The sequence below is a fragment of the Vibrio sp. McD22-P3 genome (assembly GCF_021568915.1).
GTDB lineage: Bacteria > Pseudomonadota > Gammaproteobacteria > Enterobacterales > Vibrionaceae > Vibrio > Vibrio mediterranei.
Genome location: NZ_JAKGTN010000005.1, coordinates 194,867 through 217,224 on the forward strand (window position 1 = coordinate 194,867; position 22,358 = coordinate 217,224).

Genomic DNA, 22,358 nt, shown 5'->3' on the forward strand with positions numbered 1-22,358 from the left:
GACACAATCCGAGTGGGCTTTTTTGCGTGCATAATCAAAACCTAATTTGATTAAAGCCCACTCAAACGAGTGGGCTTTTTTGTTTTTCGATTTAACTGATTAATTAAGCAACAAATTGAACCTATTCAACGTTGGGCAAACGTTTTAATTATGCGAGTATGTATCAAGATTGTTGCAAAAGCAGATTCAAAGAATTTAGAGGAGGTTTTGTGAACAAAGCCATTACCATCAAAAAGCAAGGTCGTTTGGAAGTACTGTCATTGCAAGTACCTTATACCCAAGATCCGACTCGACTGTTTCATACGCTATGTGAAAACAAAACAGACAGTCTGTTGCTTGAGTCTGCTGAGATTGACTCTAAACAAGATCTCCAAAGTCTGCTTATCGTTGATTCAGCGGTAAGAATTGTTTGTGAGGGTCACAAAGTTCGCTACGAAGCCCTAACCACAAACGGCGTTAACTTGCTCAATATCATTGCTCAGAATCTTGCTGAAGGCATTGAATTTACCCTACAAGAACGTGAGTTGGTCGTTCAGTTTGAGATGCCTGATGATACGCTTGACGAAGATTCTAGACTTCGTGAAGCCTCTTCTTTTGATGCACTTCGTCTTGTACAACACAGTTTCGACCTGACAGGCCAAGATAAAAATGCATTATTTATGGGTGGGCTTTTCGCTTATGACATCGTTGCCAACTTCGAACCACTAGGTGATGCTAAACAATCAAACCAATGTCCAGACTTCGTATTTTACGTTGCAGAGAGCCTACTTGTTGTTGACCACCAAAAAGAATCCTGCGACTTGCATACAACGTTGTTCAATCATGATGAAGATGAATTAGCTCGTATCCGAGGAAGGATTCTACAAATCAGTCAGCAATGCGATGACCTAAAACTTGTTCCAGAGGCGAAGAAAGTTGAAGGTATCGAAGAGAGCGTTAGTATCTCTGATGAAGATTTCTGCCAGATAGTAAGAGATTTAAAAGAGTACGTCGTTCGTGGCGACATTTTCCAAGTCGTTCCATCACGCCGTTTCACTCTGCCATGCCCTTCTCCGCTTGCAGCATACAAAGAGCTGAAGCAAAGCAACCCAAGTCCATACATGTTCTATATGCAGGACGAGTTATTCACCCTCTTTGGTGCATCACCAGAAAGTGCACTCAAATACGGTTCTGACTCCAATCAAATTGAAATCTACCCTATTGCCGGCACACGACGTCGCGGTAAAAACGCCGATGGCTCCATCAACAAAGATCTCGACAGCCGCATTGAACTGGAACTGCGTAGCGACATGAAAGAGAACGCTGAGCACATGATGCTGGTCGACTTAGCTCGTAACGATGTTGCGCGTATCGCAGAACCCGGTACTAGGCATGTCGCCGATCTGCTTCAAACCGACCGTTATAGCCACGTCATGCATTTGGTGTCCCGTGTTGTTGGTCAGCTCCGTGGTGATCTCGATGCCCTTCATGGCTACCAAGCATGTATGAACATGGGAACACTTACAGGCGCACCAAAGATTCGTGCGATGCAGCTCATTCGTCAATTTGAAGGACAAACACGTGGTAGCTATGGTGGAGCAGTTGGTTACATGAATGGTGCTGGTGATCTTGATACGTGTATCGTAATCCGCTCCGCCTATGTGGAGGATGGTATTGCTCAGGTTCAAGCCGGCGCAGGTGTTGTATTTGATTCCGACCCGCAGTCTGAGGCAGACGAAACACGAGGCAAAGCACAAGCTGTTATTTCTGCAATCAAAACGGCGCACAAGGGGTAATCACGATGTCTACTACTATTTCCAGCAAAGCCAACATTGTGTTTGTCGACAACTTCGATTCATTTACCTACAACCTTGTCGACCAATTCCGTAGTTTAGGCCACAACGTAAAAATCTATCGTAATCATATTACCGCAGACGTCATAGCTAACGCGGTGCTTGAATTGGACAATCCGGTGGTTGTACTTTCTCCTGGCCCAGGCGCGCCAGCAGATGCCGGGTGCATGCCAGAACTCATCAAAACACTGCGTGGCAAAGTCCCCATGATCGGTATTTGTCTAGGTCACCAAGCGATCGTAGAAGCTTACGGTGGTGTGGTAGCTGGTGCTGGAGAAATCATTCACGGCAAAGTCTCGATGATGGCTCACGATAACCACAGCATTTATCAAGGACTGCCGTCACCAATGGCCATCGCACGTTATCACTCCTTGGTCGCAACAACAGTGCCTGACAGCTTAAATATCACTGCAGAGGTCGATGGTTTGGTTATGTCTGTAGCGCATGAACAAGACCGCGTCTGCGGTTTTCAGTATCACCCAGAGTCGATCATGACGACGTATGGTGCAACGCTGTTAAGTAACGCTATTGCGTGGGCAACGAAACAGCTTTAATCATTCAAACAACTGAAACAAATTCAAGGAATCGTAATCATGGAAACTATTATTAATAAACTTTACGACCAACAAGACCTGTCTCAACAAGAGAGCCAGCAGTTGTTTGACACTATCATTAAAGGGGAACTTGACCCTATTTTGATGTCTGCCGCGTTAACCGCTCTGAAAATCAAAGGGGAAACCCCAGAGGAGATCGCAGGTGCAGCCAAAGCGCTATTAGCCAATGCTAATCCCTTCCCCCGTCCTGACTATGACTTCGCAGATATCGTGGGTACTGGCGGCGATGGAGCCAACACTATCAACATTTCCACAACCGCGGCATTTGTTGCCGCAGCTTGTGGTCTAAAAGTAGCGAAGCATGGTAACCGCGGTGTGTCGAGCAAATCTGGTTCTTCTGACCTGCTCGACTCTTTTGGTATCAACCTAGCGATGTCTGCCGAGGACACACGCAAAGCCGTTGATGATATTGGTGTTGCGTTCCTATTTGCACCGCAATATCACGGTGGTGTTCGTCATGCAATGCCGGTTCGCCAAACCATGAAAACTCGTACTATCTTCAATATTTTGGGTCCACTGATTAACCCAGCAAGACCAAACATCGAATTGATGGGCGTTTATGACGCGAAACTGGTTCGTCCTATCGCAGAAACCATGCTACAAATGGGGATGAAACGTGCAGCTGTAGTACACGGTAGCGGTCTAGACGAAGTAGCAATTCATGGCGAAACGCTAGTAGCAGAAATCAAAGACGGGAAAATTACCGAGTACACGTTAACACCAGAAGATTTCGGCTTAGATGCTCATCCACTTGAGGCTATCAAAGGTGGTGAGCCAGAAGAAAACCGCGCAATCATCACCAATATGCTGACCGGAAAAGGGACTGACGCTCAACTTGGCGCTGTTGCTGTCAACGTTGCATTATTGATGAAACTATTTGGGCATGACGACCTTAAGTCCAATGCTCAACAAGCGATAGACGCAATGAATTCAGGTAAAGCGTATCAACTCGTCCAGCAACTCGCTGAGCGCGGATAAACCATCGACGACAACATAGGAAAAGAAAATGGAAACGGTATTAGCAAAAATCGTCGAAGACAAAAAAATCTGGGTTGCGGCTCGTAAAGAGTCTCAACCGCTAGAAAGCTTTAAGGCCGATCTAGTGCCATCAGATCGCAGCTTTTATGGAGCGCTGTCTACAGGAAAAGCTGCCTTCATTCTTGAGTGCAAAAAAGCGTCCCCATCTAAAGGGTTAATCCGCGACAATTTCGACTTGGACTACATAGCCTCGGTATACAACAACCACGCAAGCGCGATCTCTGTTTTGACCGATGAGAAGTATTTCCAAGGTAACTTTGACTTCCTACCCCAAGTTCGTCGTCAGGTTAAACAGCCAGTGCTGTGTAAAGACTTTATGATTGACACTTATCAGGTCTATCTTGCTCGCCACTACAATGCTGACGCTATTCTTTTGATGCTTTCAGTACTCAATGATGACGAATATCGTGAGCTTGCAGCCGTTGCAGAGTCTCTCGACCTTGGTATTCTCACCGAAGTAAGTAACGAAGAAGAACTAGAGCGAGCTATTGCGCTTAAGGCGAAAGTTGTCGGTATCAACAACCGCAACCTTCGTGACCTGTCGGTGAATCTTGAACGCACTAAGGAGCTTGCTCCAAAACTTCCTGAAGGAACCATCATCATCTCTGAATCTGGTATTTATAACCACCAGCAAGTTCGAGATCTTTGTCCGTTTGCTAATGGCTTTCTAATCGGTAGTTCGCTCATGGCAGAAGACAACTTAGAACTTGCCGTTCGTAAAGTGCTGTTCGGAGAAAACAAAGTGTGTGGCCTGACCCAAGCAGACGATGCGGCAAAAGCTTACCAGGCTGGCGCAGTAAAAGGTGGTTTGATTTTCGTAGAAAAGTCTCCGCGCTACATCGATTTAGAATCAGCTCGCATGGTCATGAGTGGCGCTCCACTTGAGTTTGTTGGCGTATTTCAAAACCATAACCCGGAGTTTGTCGCAGATACAGCAAATCAACTGAAACTGTCTGCGGTACAGCTGCACGGTAACGAAGACCAAGCCTACGTAGATACACTCAAACCTCTTCTTAATGAAGATATAAAAGTGTGGAAAGCACACGGTGTCACCGATGAGCTGCCAGACCTAAACAGCATCAATGTTGACCGCCACTTATTAGATGCCAAGGTGGGTGAACAATCAGGCGGTACCGGAAAGAGCTTTGATTGGCAATTATTAAATAACACCACTGACATTATGCTAGCTGGAGGACTGTCTCCTGAGAATGTTAAGCAAGCTAGTGAGCTTGGATGTATCGGCTTAGATCTCAATTCGGGCGTTGAGTCCGCACCGGGTAAGAAAGATGCCGAAAAACTCAACCAAGCCTTCGCATTAATTCGAGATTACTAAAACTTGCTCTAGTACGAGTAACAAGTTTCAACTTAAGGAATTTACCATGTCTAAATTAGATGCCTATTTTGGCGAATACGGTGGACAATTTGTTCCACAGATCCTTGTCCCAGCACTGGATCAACTAGAGCAAGCCTTTATCGACGCTCAGGATGACCCTGAATTTCGTTCAGAGTTTATGTCCCTACTGCAAGAATACGCAGGGCGTCCAACGGCGCTAACACTAACTCGCAACCTCACCAAAGGCACTAAGACGAAGCTTTACCTTAAACGTGAAGATTTACTTCACGGTGGAGCTCACAAAACCAACCAAGTACTTGGCCAAGCTTTGCTTGCCAAACGTATGGGTAAAAACGAAATTATTGCCGAAACAGGCGCTGGTCAGCATGGGGTTGCAACAGCACTTGCTTGTGCGTTGCTTGGACTAAAATGCCGAGTATATATGGGAGCAAAAGACGTAGAACGTCAAAGCCCTAACGTTTTCCGCATGCGTCTGATGGGTGCTGAGGTAATTCCTGTTCATTCTGGTTCAGCAACACTAAAAGATGCCTGTAATGAAGCTCTACGTGACTGGTCAGCCAGCTACGAAGATGCGCACTACTTACTAGGTACAGCGGCAGGCCCTCACCCGTTCCCAACTATTGTACGTGAATTCCAACGTATGATTGGTGAAGAGACCAAAAATCAAATCCTAGCACGTGAAGGGGTTCTTCCTGACGCTGTTATTGCCTGTGTCGGCGGAGGCTCAAATGCCATTGGCATGTTTGCAGACTTTATTGAAGAAGAGAGCGTTCGCCTAATCGGTGTAGAGCCTGCTGGACTAGGGATTGATACAGACCAACACGGCGCGCCATTAAAGCATGGTACTACTGGTATCTTCTTCGGCATGAAAGCACCACTTATGCAAGATCCACATGGCCAAATAGAAGAGTCTTATTCCGTATCTGCAGGTCTCGACTTCCCATCCGTTGGACCACAGCACGCTTATCTAAATAGTATTGGTCGAGCAGAATACGAGTCTATTTCTGACGACGAAGCGCTCGAATCATTCCAAGAGCTAGCGCGCGGAGAAGGTATTATCCCAGCTCTTGAGTCTTCACACGCACTGGCTTACGCGTTAAAGATGGCACGCGAAAACCCAGAGAAGGAACAACTTCTCGTTGTTAACCTATCAGGGCGCGGAGACAAAGATATATTCACCGTTCACGATATCTTAAAAGAAAAAGGAGTTATGTAATGAGCCTGAATCAAGATCGCTACAAAGAAATGTTTCAACGCCTAGGCGAGAAGAATCAAGGCGCTTTCGTTCCTTTCGTGACAATGGGAGATCCGAATCCAGAGCTGTCTCTAAAAATCATCGAAACCTTAGTTGAGTCTGGCGCTGATGCGCTAGAGCTTGGCATGCCGTTTTCAGACCCTCAAGCTGATGGTCCTACTATTCAAGGCGCAAACATTCGTGCTTTGGACTCAAAAACCACACCCACTATATGTTTTGAGCTGCTGGCAAAAATACGTTCAAAATACCCTGAGCTTCCAATTGGATTGCTCATGTACGCAAACCTCGTCTATTCAGGTGGCGTTGACACTTTCTATAAGAAATGCGCGGAAGTGGGCGTCGACTCAGTACTAATCGCTGACGTTCCAACTAACGAAAGCAAAGAGTTTGTTGAAGCGGCTCATAAGCACGGTATTCACCCTATCTTTATTGCGCCACCAACAGCGAGTGAAGAAACCATTCAGCAAGTGGCAAAACTAGGCGGCGGCTATACCTACCTGCTTTCGAGAGCTGGGGTAACTGGTACTGAAACTAAAGCTAATATGCCTATGAATACACAGCTAGATAAACTCACTAAACATGATGCTCCGCCATCATTACTTGGTTTTGGTATTTCTGAGCCGAAGCAAGTCTCTGAAGCATTGGCTGCTGGTGCTGCAGGAGCTATTTCTGGCTCTGCGGTCGTTAAAATCATCGAAAACAACTTGGCAGAGCCAGAAAAAATGCTAAACAAACTTGCTGAATTTGTTAAAGCGATGAAAGCAGCGACACAAAAATAGGCGTTTTTTTAGACAGTTTATTTTGCCCTTTCATAACAAAAAAGTTGCGCCAATTGCGCAACTTTTTTTTTACATCTCAACCTTCACAACTATTATCAATATCTTTCAATCCGTAAGTAATTATTAACCAAATTCAAAGCAAACGTTTGCTATCGGTCAATAGAACAGCATTCCTTCTAATATTCTTATCTAAATCACCTCTAATTGATTTCTATCTATTGCTAACAGTGCTAATAAAGTGTAAAAACTCCAACGAACATTAGTCTAACATTTGCCGTTCATCTGGAAGACTATGCTAGGATTTTATAATTTATTAGCACAGGAGTTAAGGAAGTGTTAAAAGAAAAGTTGATGCTAAACAATATTGGCGTCCAAGTCGTGATTGCAATGATCCTAGGTACCCTAATCGGGGCCGTAATGGGTGAATCTGCGTCTATGTTTGCCCCATTGGGTACTATCTTTATTAATTTAATTAAGATGTTAGTCATTCCTTTGGTTGCTGTAGCTCTGATTTCAGGTGCTGCAGGTCTTGGCAACAGTAGTAACGCAGGTAAAGTTGGTGTCACCACACTAGCTTATTTTGGTTTAACTTCAGCTCTAGCAGTGGCGTTAGCGCTTGTTATGGGTGAAGTGTTCCAACCAGGTATTAATATCGATACAGTAGGCATCGAGGGCATGTTCTCTGCTGAATACGCTTCTAAGGGCGACCTACCTTCTTTCTGGGCAACCATTACAGGTATGATCCCGACCAACGTTTTTCAGTCCTTAAATGAAGCAAACATCCTACAGATCTTGGTGTTCTGCCTATTCTTTGGTATCGGCCTTTCTAAACTAGAAGAAACCCGTCGCAACCCTCTTCTTAATGGCGTGAACGCAATTGTTGATGTTATGGTGTGGATGATCAACAAAGTGATGATCATCGCTCCTATCGGCGTATTCGGCCTAATGGCAGAAGCCGTTGGCACCTTCGGTTTTGGTGCGCTAATGGTGGTATTCAAGCTGTTCGTCGTCTACATCGCAGCCATTCTTATCTTCGGCTTTGTTGTATACCCTCTAATGATTCAAGTGTTTACAAAGACCTCAGCGAAGAAGTTCATTAGTGCAATGAAAAAGCCTCAAGCAGTTGCGCTTTCGACGGCTTCTTCAATGGCAACACTGCCTGTGACTATGGACACAGTAGAAAAAGAGTTAGGTGTTAAGAACTCGACAGCGTCGTTCGTACTGCCACTTGGTGCGACCATCAATATGTCTGGTAACGCAATTTACTATGGTTTGGTAGCTATCTTCTTTGCACAGTTATTCAATATCGATCTTTCAATGGGTGCATACATTGCTATCATCGTGACATCGACATTAGGTGCGGTTGGTCAAGCCGGTGTTCCTGGTCCGTCATTCCTTGTCGTAGCGGTACTACTGGCGGCAGGCATTCCTATTGAAGGCCTACCTCTGCTATTCGCTCTAGACCGTATCTTCGACATGATTCGTACTGCTCTAAACATCACTGGTGATGCAGCTTGTGCGGTCATCGTTGATGCTCTGGTTGAAGAAGAAGCACAAGAGGCTGAGTTACAAAAACAGCAAGCGTAACTTAGGCCAAAAAACCGGTTTCACGGGCTGTCACTTTATAGTGATAGCCCTTTTTTATATAAAACTGTTTTAATATGATTTTTCTACTAGGTTATCTATGGTTACAAACAAAAGGAGTTTGACGTACCCATGGGAAAGATAATCTTTTATATGCCGACACCAACCTCTGACGCTCGAGCTTGGATGGAGTATGGTGAAATGACCGACGAGGATGGCAATTTCTCTGACAACATAATGCATCGCAAAAACCATCGCTGGATACAACATCTTGCTACGACCAAAGATAAAGAAGCCATTCAGATCTGGTATCAAAAAGGCGTTACCATTAACGAGCTAGTCAATATTTCTAATGATGATCAAATATATATCCGTGGACATGGATTCCCGGGGAAAGAACATATCACCATGGCTAAATGCTGGGGTACTGTCGTAGGTCACAGGTTTGTCGTCGACCGACTAAAAGAAAATGGCCTTCCAAAGACTTTTACAGGCAAAATCAAATGCTATAACTGTAACAGTGCCTCCTGGGTAAATGTTCAGCGAAGCTTCGCTCAAGCTCTTGCTGATTATATGTATGGCTGGGGCTACGATAAATGTACTTACTACGGTTACAGAGGAAAGCTCGACTCCTACTATAAAAACGGATTTGATGGCATACACAAGTACATCCGTGGCGGCAATTTCACCGATGGTGTCTGCCGAGCCAGTGATGCCAGAGTGCAAATAAAACCGCAGGATCTTAATCCCCCTCAGTGCGCATCGATCTCTGGTTTAAAAAAACCTATCACCGAATAGTGTATTAGGAATAGAAGATTAACAAAGGCCCGACTTTTCGGGTCTTTCTAACTCGTCTCGTCACTGGCACACCTCCCTTGGTCCCGAGCATCTTCATCACCAATTTGTTCAAATTGTTTTGTATTGGCAAAGTTTTGGTTACACTGTCGTGAATCATCACTGAAAGGTTTGCGATAAACATGAAGCAACTACTTGATTTTATTCCACTGATTATCTTTTTCGTTCTATATAAGATGCAAGATATCTACGTGGCAACGGGCGCATTAATCGTCGCAACCGCAGTTCAAATCGTCGTCACCTATTTCCTATATAAGAAAGTCGAAAAAATGCAGGTCATTACATTCTTAATGGTCGCTGTGTTTGGTGGCATGACGATATTCTTGCACGATGACAACTTCATAAAATGGAAAGTAACTATTGTTTACGTGATATTTGCGATAGGTCTAGCGGTTAGTCATGCGATGGGGCGAAGCGCTATTAAAGGTATGCTGGGTAAAGAAATCACCTTACCTGACGCGGTTTGGGCCAAAGTAAACTATGCGTGGGTCGGCTTCTTTTCTTTCTGCGCGGGTTTGAACATTTACGTCGCTTACTCCCTTCCACTCGACGTTTGGGTCAATTTTAAAGTCTTCGGCCTATTAGCAGCTACCCTGCTCTTCACCATTCTTACTGGCGTGTATATCTACAAACATATTCCGAAAGATGAAGAAGGCAAACCTGCCAAAAATGAGAACCACGATCATACATCTTGATTCAAGGCGGAAGTTTTGTATACTCCGCAGATAATTGAAAACAGCGACCTACGGGTCGCTGTCTTGTTTCAGGAAGACTATAACCATGACCAATACAACATCAAACACACCTAAAGGCCAACCTATAATTCGCACTCTGGCTATGCCTGAGAATACCAACGCGAATGGCGATATATTTGGTGGTTGGATTATGTCTCAATTGGACTTAGCCGGCGGTATCCTGGCGAAAGAGATCTCTCATGGCCGTATCGTAACGGTTTCAGTTTCAGGAATCACGTTCAAGCACCCCGTAAAAGTTGGCGATGTGGTTTGCTGCTACGGTGAATGCACCAAAATTGGTAACACCTCAATGACTATCAATCTAGAAGTATGGGTTAAACCAGTAAGTCTAGAGGGTGTCGGTGACCGTTACCAAGTATGTGAAGCTACCTTCCATTACGTTGCCATTGATGCAAATGGACGCCCTCGTCCAATTAATCCAAATTAAAGCGGTTCTAGCGATGACTTTTCCGTGAAAAAATGACATCTTAAGAGGACATGACTATTTGAAGGAAACAAATATGTGGTACGTTATTTTTTCACAAGACGTTGAGAACTCGCTAGAAAAACGTCTCAGCGTTCGCCCACAACATCTGGAAAGACTTCAAACACTCCAAGATGAAGGTCGATTGCTCACCGCAGGCCCAATGCCAGCCATTGACAGTGATAATCCGGGAGATGCTGGGTTTACAGGCTCAACCGTTATTGCTGAGTTCGAGTCGTTAGCGGCAGCGCAACAATGGGCAGATGCCGACCCGTACATTGAAGCTGGTGTTTATGCGAACGTTATCGTTAAACCATTTAAGAAAGTATTCTAAAGGCGAACGATGAAAAAATCTCTTTGGATGGCTATCACGGCAGTGACCGTGTTAGCGGGCTGTTCTAGCACCAACGATGACCAACAGCGTCAGATAGAAATGCTAGCTCAAAGCCGCGCTAGCGTGTTGTCTTCTGGTTTGCCGATCGAACAGGGCCCGTTGTCCATCATGAAGGCCTCTGCCAACAAAGGTACGGTTGAGATTATGATGATCTACAATACCGATGCTAAAGGCGCTAAACCGCTTGATACGGTATTGCGTAATAGCATGAACTATTACTGTACCGACCGTGAAGTGAAGGCAAATCTGGATATGGGCTTGGCCTACCGGATCAAAATTCGCAACTCGCGCGGTCAACTTATGGTAGACCAGCTTGTCACAAAAGACTATTGCGACAAGCCGCCTGCGAACTAATTCGAATCATCAAAAAAGGCTTGCATCTGCAAGCCTTTTTTATTTTTCCACCGATTAACTTAGCTTTCTACGTAAGTTACTCGCTGCTTTCACCAAGTTGTTTAATGATACTTCCGTTTCTTCCCAGTTACGTGTTTTTAAGCCGCAGTCCGGGTTCACCCAGAGTCTCTCTGCAGGAATGCGCTCAGCTGCTTTCTCAATCAACTGCTCAATCCATTCAACGGTCGGAATGTTTGGAGAGTGGATATCGTAAACCCCCGGTCCAATCTCATTTGGATAGTTAAACTCTTCAAACGCATTTAGCAGTTCCATATTTGAACGAGAAGTTTCAATGGTAATCACGTCTGCATCTAACGCAGCCACAGATTCAATGATTTCATTGAACTCGCTGTAACACATATGAGTGTGTATTTGAGTTTCTGGTTTAGCACTTGCCGCGGACACTTTGAACGCTTTCACCGCCCACTCTAAATATGCTTTATGGTCACGCTGTTTTAACGGTAAACCCTCGCGAATTGCAGGTTCGTCAATCTGAATGATATTAATTCCAGCGTTCTGCAAATCATTAACTTCATCTTGAAGTGCTAATGCAAGCTGATTGGCTATCGTTTCTCGCGTCACATCCTCACGAGGGAACGTCCAGCATAAGATGGTCACAGGCCCCGTTAACATACCTTTCATTGGTTTTGAGGTTAACGACTGAGCATAGGTTGACCACTCGACTGTCATTGGCTTGTCACGTTCGATATCAGCAACCACGATGGCAGGTTTAACACAGCGCGATCCATAACTCTGTACCCAACCAAATTGAGTAGTTTGAAAGCCTGAAAGATTCTCTGCAAAATACTCCACCATATCATTACGTTCAGCTTCACCGTGCACCAAAACATCTAATCCGGTGGCTTCCTGTCGCTCTACCGTATCTTTGATAAACGCATGCATAGCAGTTTGATAACTTGGGAAATCAATGTCATTACGTTTGTACGCCGCACGTGTTTGTCGAACTTCAGAGGTTTGCGGGAACGAACCTATCGTCGTAGTTGGCAATAAAGGAAGCTTCAATACTTCTTTCTGATGATGGGCTCGCTCATCATAAGGTGCGCAGCGATCACCGTTGGTTTGGCCCAAAGCGGCAACACGCTTTTGAACCTCAGGCTTATTTACCCAAGTCGATAGCTCACGCTCTATAATGGGTTGACTGTATTGAGCACAATACTGTTTTGCATCTTCATCGCCATCTAATGCCTTAGCCAACCATTGCACTTCACTAACCTTCTGTTTGGCAAAAGAGAACCAGTTTTTTGTCCCTTCTGGAAGTTTGGTTTCCAGTTCTAAATCAACCGGGCTGTGTAGCAAAGAGCATGAGGTGGCCACCCACAAGCGTTCACCAAGCTTTTCTTTTACTGGCTGCAATTGTTGGAGCTTACTGTGTAAATTTGCGCGCCATACATTTCGACCATTGATAGTACCGACCGATAACACCCAATCTTCTGGTAATTGATCAACCACGATATCTAGCTGTTCAGGAGCCGCAGCCACATCAATGTGCAGGCCATCAACACTTAGTTGCTTAATCACATCTAACGATTCAACAACCGAGTCAAAATAGGTTGTCAGTAGCACCTTCACATCACTTCTAATTACCTGATAAGCCAGCTTAAAACTACTTAGCCATGGCTTTGGAAGCTCAAGAGATAGTATTGGCTCATCAATTTGTACCCACTCTACACCCAGTTTTTCTAGCTTCGCTAAGATAGCTTGGTAGGCTGTCAAAAGACGTGGCAACAGCGTGAGTCTATCAAAACCGTCTTCGACTTCTTTACCAAGGTAAAGGTAACTCAAAGGGCCTAGAAGCACAGGTTTCACATTACTGCTGTTTTGCTGAGCTTCATTTATTTCATCAAATAACTGGGTCCAACTTACTTGAAAACTATCTTGAGAGGAAAACTCAGGAACAATGTAGTGATAGTTTGTGTTAAACCACTTCGTCATGTCTGACGCTGCTTCGCCACTGCAACCGCACTGAGCCTGTGACTGACCTCGCCCTACACGAAAAAGCGTATCAAGGTCAGGAAAGCCTTTAGCATGTCGCTTTGGTACATGGCCTAGTAGTAGGCTGGTACTAAGTACATGGTCATACCAAGCAAAATCACCCGCTGTCACGAAAGATAGTTCATTGTCGCGTTGCAGCGCCCAGTTATTCTGTTTGATGTTACTTGCAGTTTGCTTGAGAGCAGCTTGGTCGCTCTCCCCTTTCCAGTATTTTTCTAGAGCAAATTTGAGTTCGCGTTTTTCACCGATGCGTGGATAGCCAAGAATGTGCGTTACTGTCATGTTGATGTCCTTTATCTGAAGCAGTCTGGATGGCTAAACTATCCCCCAGCCAATAAATATGAACAATCTCAAATTATTCACATTGAATATGAAATTAATTCAACAACAGATAGAAAACACTTTTGGACGTCTAGATGTTTACACATCTTATAAATCACGTTAAGTTAATAGTTAAGGGAACAGGATGAGGGATATTCATGATAGAGCTAAAGCACTTAAAAACATTGGCATCGCTACGAGATACAGGATCACTAACTGCGACCGCCACATCGCTACACCTAACTCAGTCCGCCCTCTCTCATCAACTAAAGGACTTAGAAGCGCGTATCGGTTCACCGTTGTTTATTCGCAAGACACGTCCAGTTCGATTTACCTCAGAAGGTGAGATACTACTCAACCTCGCGAACGAAATTCTTCCACGCATCGCGCAAGCAGAAGGTGATTTAGCGGGTCTCAAGGAAGACATCAACGGTCGTTTACACATGGCCATAGACTGTCATTCTTGCTTTCAGTGGCTGATGCCCGCTTTGAAAGAGTACCAACTCGCTTGGCCACATGTAGAGCTTGATTTTTCCTCTGGCTTTGGCTTTGAGCCTATTCCTGCTTTGGTTGCTGGAGAGCTAGATCTGGTGATTACCTCTGATATTCAGCCGCGATCTGAAATTCATTATGAACCCCTGTTCGATTTCGAGATGCGTTTAGTCACGTCCATCTCTCACCCATTAGCAGAAAAATCTGTAATTGAACCCGAAGATCTATCAGAGCAGACCTTATTGACGTATCCGGTTCAAAAGCAACGTCTTGATATAGTCAAACATTTCTTAACCCCAGCAGGGATAGAACCAAAGAAATGGAAGCAAGCTGACAACACCTTAATGTTGGTACAAATGGTTTCGGCGGGTTTAGGGGTCGCTGCTTTACCTAACTGGGCAGTGAGTGAGTTTTCTCGTCAAGGATTAATTACCAGCAAGCCACTGGGACAAGGGCTTTGGCGAAGACTCTTTGCTGCGGTGAGAAATGGAGAAAAGGATAAACACTATCTGCAGGCATTTTTCGGCACAGCAAGAACGCAATGTCAGCAACATCTGGAAGGTATCAAGATAGCTTAAGTTCTATTGTAATAGTCCATTCAAAAAGTAAGCCCTCCGTAGTGGAGGGCTTACTTCGTTATAACGCAGTACTGCTTAAGAACGTGGACTCACGATTCCCAAACATACTGCTTGCTGTTTGTCCTGAGGAGACTCTTGATAAATCACTTCTTGCTGGATATCTGGTACAAACTGCGGCCATTCATTAGTAAAGCGAGCAAATACCCCTTCTTTACATCCTGCCCCCACATTACCCATCAACAACACACCTTGCTGCTCAATCGCCTCGGCTGTGATATGGCGGTTGTAAACATTGGGTAGCGTCTCATTGCTCCACTGATTCGTCATTTTTGGATGAGGTGCAATATAGAAGGTAAACCATTGAGAAAGCGGTGTTCCACCAACTAATGTCAACGGCTTGTCATTATGTTGATACCAAAACTGCTCTGCTTCGCTGCTTAACGTCTTAATCCCGCTAAAGTTCTGTCCCGCATTACGAACGTTAAAGAGCATAACCGAGGCATAGCCAGCAATCATAACCAATGCCATGACTGACAACACTTTAAATGGTCTCGATAGTTTACCTACCACATCTTTTGCTAGATAAGCGACCAACACAGCTGGCGCAGGCATGAAGAACGGGTGCAACCATTCTACAAGGCGATTACCTTTATGGAAGGTAAACCAAGCCATGATAAGTACCAGAGGAGCCAATAAAACAAACGTTGTTAGCCATACTTTTTCAGGCACATCTTTAGTCAGTTTCAGCGCTCGTTTTCCCAGCAGCGCCGCTAACAAAACAAACGGATAGAATACCGACAACAGCGCTAACCAACTACCAGGACTCAACTGCGCCGATACTTGACCACTCACCCACTTCACTGACGAGAAGTTGTTGGCGAACATCCAAAAGAAATTTGGCGTTACTAAAGCTAAAAATGCAACAATACCGGCATAGAAATACGGTTCTTTCCAAAAGCGACGCACGCTTGGCACCGTAAGGCTAAGTATAAATACCATCGCAACTGGTGCGAAGGTCGTGTATTTAGCCATTGCAGAGCAACCAGCTAACACACCAAACGGCAACCACCACTTCGCGTTTTCATAAACAGCTTTGACAAAAAACAATAAAATCCATGACCAAGAACCGAACAACAAATAGTTGTCGTTATATGGAATGGCTTCAAAGTTGATAACGCCTGATAAGTTCAGAGTTAGCAGCCCCAACCAAGCTAAGGCTATTGAGTCTGTGAGTTTGTAAGCGAGTCTGTAGCAACCCAGCATACCCAATGCGATAACAGAGAAGTGTCCTACGTACCAAAATGCTGACGCAAACTCTGTGGTATCTGAGACCAGTAAAATACGAGCAAAAAAGCCTACAAACCACGGATTGTTCGGACTTCCCCATTCACCATTACTGGCCCAGTTCAACGCTTCCACTGCGTCATAAGGTACGGTTGGATCTAGGTGATAAGACACCAAAGACCAAGCGACGGCATAGAAAAAACACCACATAAATGCAAAGCGATGCGAACGCTGCACATCTGTTGAACTCGTGGATGCTCGGTCAAAACTGAGAATAGTTGAAAACATTGGCTAAAAAGGGCTCCCCTAAAAAGTCAAAATAGAAGGTTTTGGCGATAGACTTTACTAACTTGAAGTGCATCACAAAATGGCTTCAAGTCATTTTTCTGTAAATATCTTAGTTATTAATAAGTTATATAAATTAATGATACTTATAATATGAATAGTCTATATGGATAGATAGTCAAGAGCTGTAATGAAATGTCAGCATCGAAGGGACAGAAGAGTACCTTCAGATCGGAAGAGTAAAACGAGAAGTGACTGATTCTATTTATGAATCACACCATTCAATACATTCTGTACAAACTGCATTAAACCGTGTGATTCATAATAATTAGAGAGATGTTGAATTATTGCGCGTTAACCGTTTGAGGTTCCACCTGTTCGATGTGCTTAACCGCACTCTCAGAAAACCCGTCGTGCAGATGATAATAGCGTTTGTAAACAATGCCACTAATCGCCATTAAGATTGCAGGTAAGCCCACCATCATGAACTCAATGCCAAAAATTGTATCCGCAGTTTGTTCTACGTTCGGTACATAGCCGACTAATGACAGCCCCACACCAACGATGAAGCCACCAGCTGCACCCGCGAATTTTACCAACATGGTTTGAACTGAGAAAATAACGCTCTCGCTGCGACGACCAGTTTTATATTCACCATAGTCCACAACATCAGCAAGCATTACTGTTTGTAGTGCATTCGCAATACCGATACCAAATTTGATAGCTGCACCTGATAGACCGATAAGCACCACGTTACCCGGAGCCAAGCCACTCATCGCAAGTAACAGGCCACATGATAGTATCGGGAAACCACAGGCGATAAACCACAAGTTCTTTCTAGGCAACTTAGCAGCAATGCGTGGGAACAAGAAAACACCCGCGACTTCCGCAGCACCAGCAACCATCATATAGATTGGGAAAAGTTCAGGATTTCCTAGTGCATAAGAAAAGTAGTAGATAGCAAATCCGCCCACTAACAAGTTAGCGATTTGGAAAGATAATACCGTGCCAATCAGTGCTTTTAGTTGGTCATTTTGACCAATAATTACCATGACATCTTTGAAATTAAACTTCTCCGCTGCATTTGCTTTGATGTTGGTATCTTCTTTTACGTTGCGAGCTACCAAGAAAGCACTTAACACAAATAGAATCGCGATTAGGATTGATAGATTGAAGAAACCGTCTCCTTGATTGCCGTCTCCTAACGTACCAACAATATGCAAGCCGTAAGTACCGATGATAAACCATGCCAAGCTAGCGAATAGACGAGGCCATACGACCAACTTCTCGCGTTCTTGTCTAGAGCTAGACAGCGCTGGAATCATTGACCAATAAGGAATATCCATAATGGTATAGGTCAGTCCCCATAAGATGTACGCTGCCGCAGCATATACATATAAGGTTGTACCCTCAAACATATGAGTACTAAACAACGCAATCAGCACAACCGCATTTAGAATCGTCCCAACAACAATCCACGGACGAAACTTACCCATTTTTGAACGAGTGTTGTCAACGATCACGCCCATAAGAGGGTCAGTCACAGCATCGAAAATTCGGGCCACAAGGAAGATTGAACCGACAAACGCAGCGGACAATCCTGCGACGTCTGTAAAGTAGAACATAAGGAAGATGTAGATAGGCGCACAGGCAAAGTCTTTACCTAAAGCACCTAGGCCATATGAGAGTTTAGTTTTAAGAGTCAGTTGTTCAGACATAGGTTACACTTAGTTTCTTTAATTTATTGGTCTGAGCGCAATCCTACTGACAGAAGCGTCGCCTTTCTGTGATCCATAACCATAACTGGAAACGTTTACACTAACATATTTAAAAATGAGATCTAAAACAGTAAAACATAACGATATGTAAATTAAATGTGATCAAATACATCTATTACTAGCTTTAAGGAGTAAAAATAATCCGGAAACGATTACAAATAAACCAATAAAAAAGGCTGCAAGATAAAGTCATGCAGCCTTATTGCAATCAGTACAGTTTAGAGTCGCTGTAACACCACTAGAACCGCAGATTCTGAGTCTAGTATCGGCATCGTCAGCCCAATCTCTTCGCACCATTCTCCGGTTAACTCACATCCTTCTTCCATCCAAGGTGGTTGGTAGTTAACGATGTCATCAAACAAAGCAGGTTTATCAATCACGGAAACTTTGTACCTTGCTTTAGGATCCAATCCTGGTATCCGTAGATGCCCACTTAACGAATTCGTTGGCATGGCCAACTGAGCGATCTGGATAACCGCTTGAGACTGGTCCTTGGCAATAACAGCTGAGATCTGATGAGCGTTATCATCGGTTTCAAGACGCCATGAATCCCCGCTGTGTAGCAACGATCGCAATGATTTATGCAACTTGATGTAGCGCTCAAATCCTTGCTTTTCAATGTCACTTTCTTTGACTGGATCAAGTTCGATTCCCATATGACCGAACAAGGCGGTGAGGCCCCTAAATTCAATAGAGTGACGGCGTCTGGTACTATGGCAATGGCTCGCGCCGATATGGCTCCCCATGACTTCCGGTGGGAAGAAATAGCTCATACCTCGTTGTATAGACTGTCGCTCCAGCGCATCATTATTATCTGATGCCCAGAAGCGATGGGTACGCTTCAACACTTCAAAATCGATTCTCCCACCACCTGCTGCACACGATTCAATTTCTACGTTAGGATGTTTTTCTCGCACTTTATCAACCAGCTGATAATAGCGAACCACTTGTTGATGACCGGCCGCTTTACCTCTGTGTCCGGGTTGCACCACTTCACGATTCATATCCCACTTGATATAGCCGATATTGTATGTGGATAGGAAATAATCCAAGCGCTCAAACAAGAATTCAAACGCTGCATCATTTTGAAGATCGATGACATATTGGTTGCGCCCAGTAGGCTGTTGATAGCCATCAACTGCCAGCAGCCAGTCAGGGTGACTACGATAAAGATCAGAATTCTTGTTGATCATTTCCGGCTCAAACCATAGGCCAAACTCCATTCCGAGACTGTTTACATGCTCAACAACAGGCTGCAAACCTTTAGGATATTTCGATTCATCTAAAAACCAATCCCCTAACGCAGCCTTGTCACCGTCGCGACCCTTAAACCACCCGTCGTCAATAATGAAGCGCTCAACACCCATCTGGGCTGCCTGTGTCGCCATAGACATAATGTAGTCAGGATCGTGGTCGAAATAGATGCCTTCCCATGTATTCAAGTGAATTGGACGAGGTTTATTCACAAACTCAGAAGGTAAAATTGAGTGACGGACGTGTTCATGGAATTGCTGGCTCATGCCATTCAACCCTTTATCGCTGTAACTGGCATACAGCCAAGGAGTAGTTAGACTTTCACCTTGTTCAAGAGTCACTTCCCCAGGCAGGTAGATAACTTCAGCCTGAGCATAACGGCGGCCATCAGCTTTCACATCAACTCTTAACCTGTGGTTCCCACTCCATGCAAAATGGAAACCCCACACATCACCAGACATTTCATCAAAATGGCTGGTACCCGCAATAATTGCTGGATAATGCTCATGAGAGGTCCGCCCACGGCGGTTCTCTTGCTGGAAGCCTCCTTGCAATAATGGCTGGCGTACCATTTGGAATTCATGGACCCAGCGCCCGAAGAAGCTCATCAACTCTTTGGCTCGTTCTGGCAACATCAGAGTATTGGCTAATCGGTTTACTTGATACGCACCCGACTTGGTATTCGTGAGTGAATGGCGAACCTTAACCACATCGTACTGATCCAGATGCAGTTCAGTGGTTAACGTTAGCCCCGCAGTAGCATCTTCACTGATTAAGGTAAGCTGACCATCCTTGTGGAGAGTCTCTGAAATGGTAAAAGCCGGCGCCCAATCTAGGCCGTTGCGGTGTCCCTCTATGGCCGGACTGCTAAATAACCCGCGAGCTAACTCCGGAGTTAAAGACATAGCGATATCATCATCCAAGCGCCCATAAGGAACTGGGCGATGCAACGCCAACCGTGATTGAGGGTCAGACACATCGATGTTCTTACCCCAGTGTAAAATCTCGGCTAACTCCCCGACTTCAAGAAGCATCTGTGTGTTGGTGCCCTTAAGTTCAATCAGCGTTTTATTTGTCATTCACTCTAACCTCAGAAACGATTTGCTCTACATAATAGCTTCAAATCATAGAAATTCTGTGAGGCACTGCATAATCATGGAAACGTTTACAATTATGATATATTCAAAGCGTGTTTTCTGAACATAGGAATATAAAGCGACGGAACGTAAAGTTGTGTTCAAACAAGACGGTCAAATAGAGTTAAACTTTATTCACAGTGACATTTTTGGAAACGATTACTCTAATCGTTAAAAATGGGGGTTCACGCACACTAATAGCGTTTGTCATATTTGCTTAAGCATTGTTTAATAAAATGATTAATAAGATGTAGAGAGCGTCATGGCCACAATCAAAGAAGTCGCAAAAGAAGCTGGCGTTTCAATCGCGACCACATCCCGAGTTATAAACAATGCGCCCCACACCAGTGAGGCCGCTATCGTTGCAGTTCAAGCTGCCATGAAAAAGCTTGGCTATCGGCCAAATGCAAACGCGCGTGCGCTGGTTAGCAAATCGTCCAATACTGTAGGGATTTTGGTACACGACGTATCTGCTCCGTTCTTTGGGGCTATGGTTAAAGCCATAGATACCATTGCTGCAGAACAAGGCAAACAAATTCTCATTGGTAGCGGATACCACGACCCAGTCAAAGAGCGAAATGCCATCAACCTGCTCATTAGCAGTCGCTGTGAGTCACTTGTCATCCACAGTAAAGGACTGTCAGATGAAGAGCTCACAGAACTGGCCGACGAAATACCTGGAATGATGCTCATTAATCGCTCTGTTCCGGCAATCGCAGATCGCTGCATTGCACTCGATAATTTCAAAGGTTCGTATTTGGCCACTGAGTTTTTGATTAAAAACGGCCACGAGAAAATAGGTTATATCGCCTCCAGCCACGACATCGATGATGCTCATGATCGTAGAGATGGTTACCTAGCAGCACTCAAAGATCACAACATCGAGCCCAATGAAGAATTTATTGAGTATGGTGAACCGGATGAGATTGGCGGTGAACAGGCCATGGTGAATCTACTCGCCAAGAATCTATCGATTACAGCCGTTGCTACTTATAACGACGATATGGCGGCAGGCTGCTTAGCATTAATCCAAGAAAATGGTATTCGAATTCCGGAAGATATGTCGGTTATTGGATTCGATGATGGATTGATCGCTCGTTTTATCTACCCTCGACTGACAACTATTCGTTACCCAATTCAGGTGATGGCTAAACAAGCTGTATTAGAAGCATTGCAAAGAGCCAGCGGGAAAGACGTTGAAAGAGCACAAAACCTCTTTGCGCCAATATTAGTAAAACGCTCTTCGGTAAGCAGAAGATAACTGGAGTTAGATCGGTGCTGCGCTACTCAAGAGCGCAGCAATCCGTAGACAGCGTGGTCAACAACCCTGCCATTTAAATTCTCGTTGCGCGTAATTATCCCTTCCAGCGAGAAGCCCAAACGCTCCGCCACATTTCTACTAGCCGTATTTTCCGTAGCAGCACACAGCTGAACCTTCTCCATACCAAGCTCATTAAATGCATAATCGATAAGCCTACCGACGCTGCGCGTTACAATCCCGTTACCTTGTGCCTTTGATGACAGCCAGTAACCTAACTCCACCTTCTTCAGCGACAGGTTGATAGCGTTAAAACTAATGTTTCCTACCAACTCGCCACGATAGATCATGGCACACACCAAAGATTTACCATCCGCGTAATCGTGCAGTGACTGGGTAATAAATCGCTGGAAAAAAGCTTCTGAGTCGGCATGAGGTGGCCACGCTAACCATTGCGCTAAGTAGTCACGTTGATCGTTAACAATCTCCAGATACTGTTCTGCAAAAGAAGGTTGTACCAACGCAAGCTCAATTTCGTTATCAACTTTTAGAGTGAACACCACAAGTCTCCCTTCAACATCTAACTAACAGATTAATCAGAATCTTTTCCTTTAATAGTGGTCTAGTTATACCTGATTAATGA

Annotated in this window: 19 protein-coding genes and 1 other annotated feature (1 of these 20 cut by a window edge); of the genes, 14 read left to right on the top strand and 5 right to left on the bottom strand. The window is 44.6% G+C overall.

Annotated elements, in window-relative coordinates:
* Nucleotides 1–83 (top strand) — a sequence feature (Trp leader region) (it extends 20 nt beyond the left edge of the window).
* A gap of 126 nt (nt 84–209) precedes the next feature.
* From L2W36_RS07925 to gspS2, 12 genes are all read left to right on the top strand, one after another.
* The gene (locus L2W36_RS07925; RefSeq protein ID WP_107306758.1) at nt 210–1,775 is read left to right on the top strand and encodes an anthranilate synthase component 1; all 1,566 of its coding nucleotides are present in this window, start codon (nt 210–212) and stop codon (nt 1,773–1,775) included.
* Between the two features lie 5 nt (nt 1,776–1,780).
* The gene (locus L2W36_RS07930; RefSeq protein ID WP_236109746.1) at nt 1,781–2,386 is read left to right on the top strand and encodes an aminodeoxychorismate/anthranilate synthase component II; all 606 of its coding nucleotides are present in this window, start codon (nt 1,781–1,783) and stop codon (nt 2,384–2,386) included.
* 39 nt (nt 2,387–2,425) lie between these two features.
* Nucleotides 2,426–3,424 carry an anthranilate phosphoribosyltransferase gene (gene trpD, locus L2W36_RS07935; protein ID WP_006073858.1) on the top strand — a complete coding sequence of 333 codons (999 nt, stop codon included), beginning with the start codon at nt 2,426–2,428 and terminating at the stop codon, nt 3,422–3,424.
* Between the two features lie 28 nt (nt 3,425–3,452).
* Entirely contained in the window at nt 3,453–4,817 is a 1,365-nt protein-coding gene (gene trpCF / locus L2W36_RS07940; protein ID WP_236109747.1) for a bifunctional indole-3-glycerol-phosphate synthase TrpC/phosphoribosylanthranilate isomerase TrpF, read from the top strand.
* 46 nt (nt 4,818–4,863) lie between these two features.
* On the top strand, nt 4,864–6,054 hold the full coding sequence (gene trpB, locus L2W36_RS07945; RefSeq protein ID WP_006073854.1) for a tryptophan synthase subunit beta: 1,191 nt from the start codon (nt 4,864–4,866) through the stop codon (nt 6,052–6,054).
* Complete coding sequence (trpA, locus tag L2W36_RS07950) at nt 6,054–6,872, top strand: tryptophan synthase subunit alpha (RefSeq protein ID WP_006073853.1); 819 nt, start codon at nt 6,054–6,056, stop codon at nt 6,870–6,872. The genes trpB and trpA overlap by 1 nt, the downstream gene beginning before the upstream one ends.
* 351 nt (nt 6,873–7,223) lie before the next feature.
* Nucleotides 7,224–8,459: a dicarboxylate/amino acid:cation symporter gene (locus L2W36_RS07955; protein WP_236109790.1), complete on the top strand. Its 1,236-nt coding sequence runs from the start codon at nt 7,224–7,226 to the stop codon at nt 8,457–8,459.
* A 129-nt stretch (nt 8,460–8,588) separates the two neighbouring features.
* A complete protein-coding gene (locus tag L2W36_RS07960) occupies nt 8,589–9,254 on the top strand; it encodes a hypothetical protein (protein WP_236109748.1) in 666 nt (221 codons plus the stop codon).
* Between the two features lie 179 nt (nt 9,255–9,433).
* Nucleotides 9,434–10,006, top strand: a complete 573-nt coding sequence (locus tag L2W36_RS07965; protein WP_236109749.1) for a septation protein A — start codon at nt 9,434–9,436, stop codon at nt 10,004–10,006.
* 85 nt (nt 10,007–10,091) lie between these two features.
* Nucleotides 10,092–10,493 carry an acyl-CoA thioester hydrolase YciA gene (gene yciA, locus L2W36_RS07970; RefSeq protein WP_006071599.1) on the top strand — a complete coding sequence of 134 codons (402 nt, stop codon included), beginning with the start codon at nt 10,092–10,094 and terminating at the stop codon, nt 10,491–10,493.
* Between the two features lie 73 nt (nt 10,494–10,566).
* Entirely contained in the window at nt 10,567–10,863 is a 297-nt protein-coding gene (locus tag L2W36_RS07975) for a YciI family protein (protein WP_006071598.1), read from the top strand.
* Between the two features lie 9 nt (nt 10,864–10,872).
* A complete protein-coding gene (gene gspS2, locus L2W36_RS07980; RefSeq protein ID WP_107306760.1) occupies nt 10,873–11,277 on the top strand; it encodes a GspS/AspS pilotin family protein in 405 nt (134 codons plus the stop codon).
* A gap of 54 nt (nt 11,278–11,331) precedes the next feature.
* Here the strand turns inward: gspS2 and metE are convergent, their stop codons facing one another.
* Nucleotides 11,332–13,611, bottom strand: a complete 2,280-nt coding sequence (gene metE / locus L2W36_RS07985; protein ID WP_236109750.1) for a 5-methyltetrahydropteroyltriglutamate--homocysteine S-methyltransferase — start codon at nt 13,609–13,611, stop codon at nt 11,332–11,334.
* A gap of 197 nt (nt 13,612–13,808) precedes the next feature.
* Between metE and metR the strand changes: the two genes are divergently transcribed.
* Nucleotides 13,809–14,720, top strand: a complete 912-nt coding sequence (metR, locus tag L2W36_RS07990) for an HTH-type transcriptional regulator MetR (protein ID WP_006071594.1) — start codon at nt 13,809–13,811, stop codon at nt 14,718–14,720.
* Between the two features lie 75 nt (nt 14,721–14,795).
* Here the strand turns inward: metR and L2W36_RS07995 are convergent, their stop codons facing one another.
* The 3 genes from L2W36_RS07995 to L2W36_RS08005 form a co-directional block, all read right to left on the bottom strand.
* Nucleotides 14,796–16,292, bottom strand: a complete 1,497-nt coding sequence (locus L2W36_RS07995) for an ArnT family glycosyltransferase (protein ID WP_124940954.1) — start codon at nt 16,290–16,292, stop codon at nt 14,796–14,798.
* 341 nt (nt 16,293–16,633) lie between these two features.
* Complete coding sequence (melB, locus tag L2W36_RS08000) at nt 16,634–18,007, bottom strand: melibiose:sodium transporter MelB (RefSeq protein ID WP_006071592.1); 1,374 nt, start codon at nt 18,005–18,007, stop codon at nt 16,634–16,636.
* A 278-nt stretch (nt 18,008–18,285) separates the two neighbouring features.
* Nucleotides 18,286–20,400 (bottom strand): alpha-galactosidase, encoded by a 2,115-nt coding sequence (locus tag L2W36_RS08005; RefSeq protein WP_236109751.1) that lies wholly within the window; start codon nt 20,398–20,400, stop codon nt 18,286–18,288.
* A gap of 319 nt (nt 20,401–20,719) precedes the next feature.
* Here L2W36_RS08005 and L2W36_RS08010 point away from each other — a divergent pair, with 319 nt between their 5' ends.
* Complete coding sequence (locus L2W36_RS08010; protein ID WP_006071589.1) at nt 20,720–21,718, top strand: substrate-binding domain-containing protein; 999 nt, start codon at nt 20,720–20,722, stop codon at nt 21,716–21,718.
* 26 nt (nt 21,719–21,744) lie between these two features.
* Here the strand turns inward: L2W36_RS08010 and L2W36_RS08015 are convergent, their stop codons facing one another.
* On the bottom strand, nt 21,745–22,275 hold the full coding sequence (locus L2W36_RS08015; RefSeq protein WP_038228113.1) for a GNAT family N-acetyltransferase: 531 nt from the start codon (nt 22,273–22,275) through the stop codon (nt 21,745–21,747).
* Between the last annotated feature and the right edge of the window lie 83 nt (nt 22,276–22,358).

Bases quoted from the DNA above. Each gene is read 5' to 3' on its own strand.
- L2W36_RS07930 (WP_236109746.1), top strand. From the start codon at position 1,781: ATGTCTACTACTATTTCCAGCAAAGCCAACATTGTGTTTGTCGACAAC.
- trpD (WP_006073858.1), top strand. From the start codon at position 2,426: ATGGAAACTATTATTAATAAACTTTACGACCAACAAGACCTGTCTCAA.
- trpCF (WP_236109747.1), top strand. From the start codon at position 3,453: ATGGAAACGGTATTAGCAAAAATCGTCGAAGACAAAAAAATCTGGGTT.
- trpB (WP_006073854.1), top strand. From the start codon at position 4,864: ATGTCTAAATTAGATGCCTATTTTGGCGAATACGGTGGACAATTTGTT.
- trpA (WP_006073853.1), top strand. From the start codon at position 6,054: ATGAGCCTGAATCAAGATCGCTACAAAGAAATGTTTCAACGCCTAGGC.
- L2W36_RS07955 (WP_236109790.1), top strand. From the start codon at position 7,224: ATGCTAAACAATATTGGCGTCCAAGTCGTGATTGCAATGATCCTAGGT.
- L2W36_RS07960 (WP_236109748.1), top strand. From the start codon at position 8,589: ATGGGAAAGATAATCTTTTATATGCCGACACCAACCTCTGACGCTCGA.
- L2W36_RS07965 (WP_236109749.1), top strand. From the start codon at position 9,434: ATGAAGCAACTACTTGATTTTATTCCACTGATTATCTTTTTCGTTCTA.
- yciA (WP_006071599.1), top strand. From the start codon at position 10,092: ATGACCAATACAACATCAAACACACCTAAAGGCCAACCTATAATTCGC.
- L2W36_RS07975 (WP_006071598.1), top strand. From the start codon at position 10,567: ATGTGGTACGTTATTTTTTCACAAGACGTTGAGAACTCGCTAGAAAAA.
- gspS2 (WP_107306760.1), top strand. From the start codon at position 10,873: ATGAAAAAATCTCTTTGGATGGCTATCACGGCAGTGACCGTGTTAGCG.
- metE (WP_236109750.1), bottom strand. From the start codon at position 13,611: ATGACAGTAACGCACATTCTTGGCTATCCACGCATCGGTGAAAAACGC.
- metR (WP_006071594.1), top strand. From the start codon at position 13,809: ATGATAGAGCTAAAGCACTTAAAAACATTGGCATCGCTACGAGATACA.
- L2W36_RS07995 (WP_124940954.1), bottom strand. From the start codon at position 16,292: ATGTTTTCAACTATTCTCAGTTTTGACCGAGCATCCACGAGTTCAACA.
- melB (WP_006071592.1), bottom strand. From the start codon at position 18,007: ATGTCTGAACAACTGACTCTTAAAACTAAACTCTCATATGGCCTAGGT.
- L2W36_RS08005 (WP_236109751.1), bottom strand. From the start codon at position 20,400: ATGACAAATAAAACGCTGATTGAACTTAAGGGCACCAACACACAGATG.
- L2W36_RS08010 (WP_006071589.1), top strand. From the start codon at position 20,720: ATGGCCACAATCAAAGAAGTCGCAAAAGAAGCTGGCGTTTCAATCGCG.